Annotated in this window: 4 protein-coding genes; 3 read left to right on the top strand and 1 reads right to left on the bottom strand. The window is 38.8% G+C overall.

Annotated features, from left to right (window positions below):
- Position 1 precedes the first annotated feature (1 nt).
- Positions 2-1,324: an aminopeptidase P N-terminal domain-containing protein gene (locus J3U67_RS03380; protein WP_267403775.1), complete on the top strand. Its 1,323-nt coding sequence runs from the start codon at positions 2-4 to the stop codon at positions 1,322-1,324.
- A 74-nt stretch (positions 1,325-1,398) separates the two neighbouring features.
- On the opposite strand, the gene hslO is transcribed toward J3U67_RS03380, so the two are convergent.
- A complete protein-coding gene (hslO, locus tag J3U67_RS03385; RefSeq protein WP_267403807.1) occupies positions 1,399-2,313 on the bottom strand; it encodes an Hsp33 family molecular chaperone HslO in 915 nt (304 codons plus the stop codon).
- A gap of 615 nt (positions 2,314-2,928) precedes the next feature.
- Here hslO and J3U67_RS03390 point away from each other — a divergent pair.
- Together J3U67_RS03390 and J3U67_RS03395 are read left to right on the top strand one after the other, a co-directional pair.
- Positions 2,929-4,560, top strand: coding sequence for a calcium-binding protein (locus tag J3U67_RS03390; protein ID WP_267403777.1), 1,632 nt, complete (start codon positions 2,929-2,931; stop codon positions 4,558-4,560).
- Positions 4,561-5,094: 534 nt separating this feature from the next.
- Positions 5,095-5,964 carry a hypothetical protein gene (locus J3U67_RS03395; RefSeq protein WP_267403779.1) on the top strand — a complete coding sequence of 290 codons (870 nt, stop codon included), beginning with the start codon at positions 5,095-5,097 and terminating at the stop codon, positions 5,962-5,964.
- Positions 5,965-6,272: the final 308 nt, after the last annotated feature.

A 6,272-nucleotide genomic window follows, 5' to 3' on the forward strand; every position in this document is an offset into this window, starting at 1 on the left:
AATGGATACTGACATCAACGTTTACCGGCAGCGACGCCAACATGTACTTAGTCAAATTGGCGAAGATGGAGTGGCTATTATTTTTGCCGCACCCGAACAAAGACGCAGTAACGACACCGAATACCCTTACCGACAGGACAGCTATTTTCATTATCTCACCGGTTTTCCCGAACCTGGTGCAGCCCTGATTCTCAACGGGCGCGAGCACAGCGCTACCTTACTGTGCCGTAACAAAGACCCCGAACATGAAATCTGGAATGGTTTCCGCTATGGCTACAGCGCTGCGCGCGAAGTATTTGCGTTTGATTGCGCCGATGACATCAGCCAGTGGCCGGCTTACCTCAAAAAAGCCCTGTCCGGCCATCGCCACCTGTTTGCCCTCTGGGGACTCTATCCCGACAATGATTTTAAAGTGCAGGAAGTATGGTATGAAATTGCCCGAATAGCTAATTACCGCAAAACCAACGGCAGCACAATCGCACCTGAGAGCATGGTGAATCTTGCCACCATACTCGACCCAATGCGCCTAATAAAAGATGAGCATGAACAAAAAATCATGCGCATCGCTACCGAAATCAGTGCACAAGCACACATACGAGCCATGCAGACCACACGTCCGGGGCAATTCGAATATCAGGTAGAAGCAGAAATCCTGCACGAATTCATGCAGCGCGGAGCACGTTTTCCCTCCTACAACAGCATCGTAGCCGGTGGCAAAAATGCCTGCTGTCTCCATTATGTCAGCAATAATTGCCGGCTTAAGCCAAATGAGCTACTCATGATTGACGCCGGTGCTGAATATGAAATGTACGCCGGCGACATTAGCCGTACCTTTCCCATAAACGGCCGTTTTACAAGTGCTCAAAGAGATGTTTACGACATCGTACTGGCAGTTAATCAAGCCAGCATAGCTTCTACAGTCAAACAAGCAAACTGGCAAACCATCAGCACTGCGGCAATCCAAATGCTTACTCAAGGACTAATCGATCTAGGCATACTGCATGGCAGTCTGGAACAAAACATCGAAGCGCAAACTTACCGCCGTTTTTACATGCATGGCCTTGGCCACTGGCTAGGTCTAGATGTTCATGATGTGGGTGGTCGTTTCGATAATCAAGAACAACCCATATTACTACAGCCAGGCATGGTCACCACTATAGAGCCCGGTTTGTACATCAGCGCCGCAGATGATATACCAAAAGCATTTCACAATATAGGCATCCGCATCGAAGACAACATATTGGTTACAGAAAACGGCAACGAAGTACTCACTGCCTCCGTACCCAAAACCATTCCTGAAATAGAAGCTATAATGCAACATTAAGTTAGCATCTCAGATACATCAGCGTATAAAAAAGCAGCCAGTTATTGAACTGGCTGTTTTTTCGGCTTAAAGCATTAATGATTGATTTGTCGCGCTGCCAGCTCCTGCTGAGCTGTGGCAACCACATTACTGCCAAACAAAGCATTGACATCAGCTTCATCAAATACATAACGTTCATGACAAAAATCACAGTTCACCTCTACACTGCCTTGCTCAGCTACAGCTTCACCCACCTCTTGTCCGCCCAGCAATAACAACATATCGCTAACCTTGCCACGCGAACAAGTACAGGCAAACTCCACATTTTGCGGCGAAAACAGCCGTACCTCATGTTCATGAAACAGGCGAAAAAGTAAAGTCTGCACATCCAAATTTAACAATTCATCTGCTGTCAGCGTTTCTGCCAGAGCACACAATTCAGCCCAGCTATCATCATTAATATCTTGTTCAGGCAGCCTCTGCAACAACAACCCGCCAGCCTTTGATTCATCAGCGGCCAGCGTAATATGCGTGGCCAGCTGCTCAGAACGCGCCATATAATTCATCAGCATCTGTGCAATACTGTTTCCGGACAGCTCCACCATACCCTGCCAAGATTCACCCTGAGCTGGCTGTAAAGTCAGCACAAACATACCGCCCTCACCCAGCAAATCCACGAGCGACATATTTTCATCGATTTTTGCAGACTCATCCCAGCGTGCTGTAGCTCGGCAGGTAGCAGCCGATGTAGCTTCAGCAACAAGCATCTTCAGCACACCCTTACCCTGCACCTGTACAATCAGATTACCATCAAACTTCAGATTGCTTGCCAGCAGCACCGCTGCTACAGTCAGCTCACCCAGAGCACGGTGAATTGCCTTAGGATAAGCTTTATTCTCTGCTACATGCTGCCATACTTCTTGCAAATTCACATGCAGACCACGCACCGGACAATCATCAAACACAAATCGTGTCAATTGATCCGCTGATATCAACTTAGTTTCTGCCATCATCAAAACCCCGACAAAATAAAAAATTAATATGGCTGCTACAACATAAAAATCAAGTTACATACCTCAATACAAACAAATGCAAAGCTCATTTTTTAAGCAAAACATCAGTTTGCCTCACAACCTTTAAAACCATCACATATACACTTAATTAAAACCTTCTCCCATTCCTAAATCAAAAACAATAAACTTAAACTTAAAAAAAATCAATTTAAAATAATCTTAAATAGATATAAATCTTAAGAACATAAATTCAATTAATACAAACTTTAAAATATTTATTTCAAAACCAACCTCAGCACTACCAAACATCCATACCAATAGATAGTAAAAATTCATTAGAAATATTAATAGAAATACAATAAAAAATTAAATATTTCAATAATATAATTAATAATATAACTTGATGGAATATAACATCTGTGTTATTTTAACAATTCATAACACCAATTAAACACCTATACCTATGAAAAACGAATTGGAGAACGCAATAGAATTTCGTCCAAAATTACCCAAGTCTCATCGGGTATAGACTAACCAACACTCATTTAAAAATTCAGCATAAAAACAGCTGAAATCATTTCTCCCAAGCAACGCAAATATCAGGAAATAATTATGTCCGACATACAAAATACAACAGAAATGAACACCATTATCTTATCTGAAGACAACGGCTATCAGCCAGATCGGCAGTGGAAAAGTGATCGTTATATATTTCAGGGCAGTCAAGGTAAAGAATTTTGCATAGATGACTACGGTATTGCTGAATTACCATTTTTAAATCAATGTAATGAACTCGTACTAAAAGGCGCAAAAGCTTCAGATATCGTATTCACTCGCGTTGGATACGATTTAATTATCCATCCTTATGGCAACGCAGACAGCATCAGACTACCGTCTTATTTTTATCGCCCTGAATGCCGTGCATTCACCATTATCGCTGAAGATAAGATACTGGATGTGGTGGATGTAGCTTTGGGCGTGGCACAACAGACAGGGCAAGACGTAGCAGATATTCTGAATCAACTCAGCCGGCAGGAAGTTGAGTCTGCTAAAGTGGAAGGTGATACATTAGGCGAATGGCCATATGATAATACTTATCCTGCTACTCACTTGATTGGAAGCAAAGGTAACGATACATTATTTAGCCAAGGGAACTATAGCATTCTTGAGGGTGGAGATGGTGATGATTATATAAGATCTGAAAACTTAGAATATAATTTCATCAATGGAGGAAAGGGTAATGACTATATATATACCCAAACTCCAAACAGCTTATGTTTGTTTGAAAAAGGTCATGGGCAGGATATTGTTGAATTAGCGATTCATAATGATCCTGTATTATATACGAATGAATTTGTATTCAAAGGAGCATCTGCTGAAAATATACAGTTTATTCAACAAGGAGATAATCTCTTACTTAAAGCTTATGGCAATGAAGATGTTGTCACTATTTTAAATTTCTTTACCTTTAAAAATGTTAATTTTAAATTTACTTTTGATGACCGCTCATTAACTGTTAAAGATATTCCGGCCGATATCACAGTTATACCAGCCATTGATACCAGCTCTGACAATGTAGCACTTGATGATAATGACCCAAGACAATATGACGATCTGGTTTTAATAGGCACAGCTGGAATAGATGAATTAACGGGAAGAAAGGGAAACGATATTCTGACTGGCGGCAGTAATACTGATTTCCTAATGGGTGGCGATGGAAATGATATTTTAGATGGAGGCAGTGGCAATGATTTTCTGGATGGTGGAAACGGAGATGATATTCTGATAGGAGGTACCGGCAATGATACACTTACCGGCGGTACTGGCAATGATACATTTATTTTTGGCGCCAAACACGGGATGGATTTTATCTATGAATCTGAGTTTTTAGATGGAGAAATGGATACTCTAAATTTCACCGAATACAACAGTAATGAGCTTTGGTTCGATTTATCCCAAGGCCAGCTAACCATAACACATATTGGTTCACGTGATCAGGTAACGATAAGTATGCCGGGAGACTATTCTAACACTGACCATTACAATATTGTTACTGCTGATGGTAAACAGATAGGAGCCAGCCAAATCAGACAACTGGTTGATGCTATGGCTACTTTTGACACAGCTCATGGGATTAGTCGTCATAGTTATGACAATGAAGCATACACCTTATTATCGCCAGATATGATTAGCCAGATGCAACAATTTACTCAACAAACCCAAATTTCTTCCATGTGGGGATAAATAGTTACATATATTTTTTTCAATCATACCTGCCATTTCCATAATGGCAGGTAAATTTATTACTACCAAAATCTCGGTGTAAATACTAAAAATGATGAGATGTTAGCAAATAATAGTAATAAATATCCTGATAGATGGTACACGTATGATTAGCTATATAAAAGTTCAGGAGCTAATCACTATTTCTTTGCCTTTAATCATAGGCAAATTCACTAGAGCGGCATAAAGAAGTAGATTATATTAGTAAGCTGATTAGTTTTATTTCTTAACAGTATTGCTACTAAGTTATATTTATATCTGATTACGCATCAAAACAAATAAAACACCGTTATTTCCAGATATCTCAAATCCACATCAGCCTTAGTTTTTGCCATTTTTACAGTATTCTTCTTTTTTCTAGTTATATAAATCAGAATTAACAGTAAATATCTATAGCCTTAAAACTAATATAAAATTACAAGAATAGATATATATTTTTTTGTATCATCTAAATTTTATGCTAATTTATCCAGCAATAGGACCGGAGACATCAGTATGAGAAATTTATTGATATCGTATGCTAAAGCTGTCTGTTTATCCGGCCTACTTTTGCTTACAGGATGTTCTGATAATAATAAAGATAATGCTGCCAAACACCAGACCATACCTTTCGTCAATAAAGACCGGTTTGGCCGCTTTGATTCCATCGGTAATCTGGGGGGTAAACCGGTTAGTATTCCCAGTGGTGTTCTTTATACTGAAGTGAGCTATATTGGTGCCACAGAAAATTTTGATACAAGCAGTATAAATAAGCAACCGCCTATTACCTATCAGATGCATATAAAAGAATTAGATTTTGATTATCGACTAACCGATGGTGCAGTAAAAAGCAAAAACGAACAAACTGATAGTGATTATAAACAAGATATCAAAATCTTAATTCCAAAGGCCAAGCATTTTCCATGGGGTTATACTAATGTATATAACTTATTCAGCCCCAATCAACCAAGAACTTTCAACCAGTGGTTTAATAATATTCTGAAATCGACAAAAGAAACTTGGAATTTTGAATATTTCAAACAGGCAAATAAAATATTTGGTTTAACTTATTATCAGGCCAATAACGGTATAAACCCTAAAACCAATCAACCATGGGAAGATAATCTCATCGGAAATGATTTATATATTTATCAGGATTCAAATAATGACATTAAAACTCTAATCCTATGCGATACGGTCGGTCAGATAAAATATTGTAAGCATGATTTTTTCATCAAAAATTTTCCGGTAAAGGTCAGTATTAGTTACGACCGTACCTATCTCAAGTTATGGCGGCAAACCGAAAAAAATATCGCTGCCATACTGGATAGCTGGGTAGTCACTAATGATGGCAAATTAATTAAAAAGCAGGCTGGCAAGATATAAATTGAAACAGATGCACAACTGATACAACCTCATTCAGCCAATTTTGCCATTTTTTAAGAGAAATTCCGGTTTGCTTGCTATTTTACGCTAATTATATTTGGTAGATAGCATATATATTAAAACATAATAATCCATTTAGAGTTAATATTTCGTTACGTTAGTTAATTTTTGTGTATGTTTTTGTTTGCATTATCCTAAAATTATGCTAATTTATACTTTAGTCTGAAAGGAGACATCAGTATGAGAAATTTATTGATTTCGTATGCTAAAGCTGTCTGTTTAACTGGCCTGCTTTTGCTGTCTGGCTG

Source organism: Snodgrassella sp. B3837 (assembly GCF_026535955.1).
In the GTDB taxonomy this organism is placed as follows: domain Bacteria; phylum Pseudomonadota; class Gammaproteobacteria; order Burkholderiales; family Neisseriaceae; genus Snodgrassella; species Snodgrassella alvi_E.